The sequence below is a fragment of the Rhodoplanes sp. SY1 genome (assembly GCF_046000175.1).
Lineage (GTDB): Bacteria > Pseudomonadota > Alphaproteobacteria > Rhizobiales > Xanthobacteraceae > Rhodoplanes.
The window spans coordinates 1-541 of sequence record NZ_JBEOMB010000523.1; the positions used below are offsets into that span (position 1 = coordinate 1).

A 541-nucleotide genomic window follows, 5' to 3' on the forward strand; every position below is an offset into this window, starting at 1 on the left:
CGACGATCCGCGGCCCGACGGCCTCCGCGGCCCGATGGCCTCCGACATTCCCGTGGTCGCGTCCGGGCAGTAGCCCACGCCCGGCGATCGGCCGACACACGACGGCGCTTGAGGGACCCAGCCACGGGACCCGCGGGCGCCGTCGGCGTTTCATATCCGGTTCATCGAAGACCCTCCTCCCGCTCGTCCGCCGATAGAGTCGGTTCATCCTGCGCGACATGAAATTCCGGTCGCGGGCCGGCGAGCGTCGCCGGCCGGTGCCGCGGTGTGCTAAAGAGGCATGCTGCCTGCATTTTCGGCGCGGGGATGACCGATGCGATACCGGGACCTCGGACAGGCGTCGATCGCCGTCACGTGGACCGTCTTCGTGGGTGCGGCGGCGGTCGCCATGGCGGCGGGCCTGCGGGTTCTCCTCGGCCTGGTGATCCCGACCGATCTGTCGTTCACCGCGATGCTGCCCGCGGTCGTGGTGGCCGCGCTCGCCGGCGGCTTCGGGGCCGGCCTGGTCGCCGCTTTGCTGGGTGGCGTGGTCGCCCAGTGG

General features: G+C 71.7%; 1 protein-coding gene. It reads left to right on the plus strand.

From position 1 onward, the window contains the following. Positions 1 to 313 precede the first annotated feature (313 nt). On the plus strand, positions 314 to 541 hold a 228-nt coding region (locus ABTU92_RS30730; protein ID WP_408095305.1), incomplete at its 3' end, for a hypothetical protein.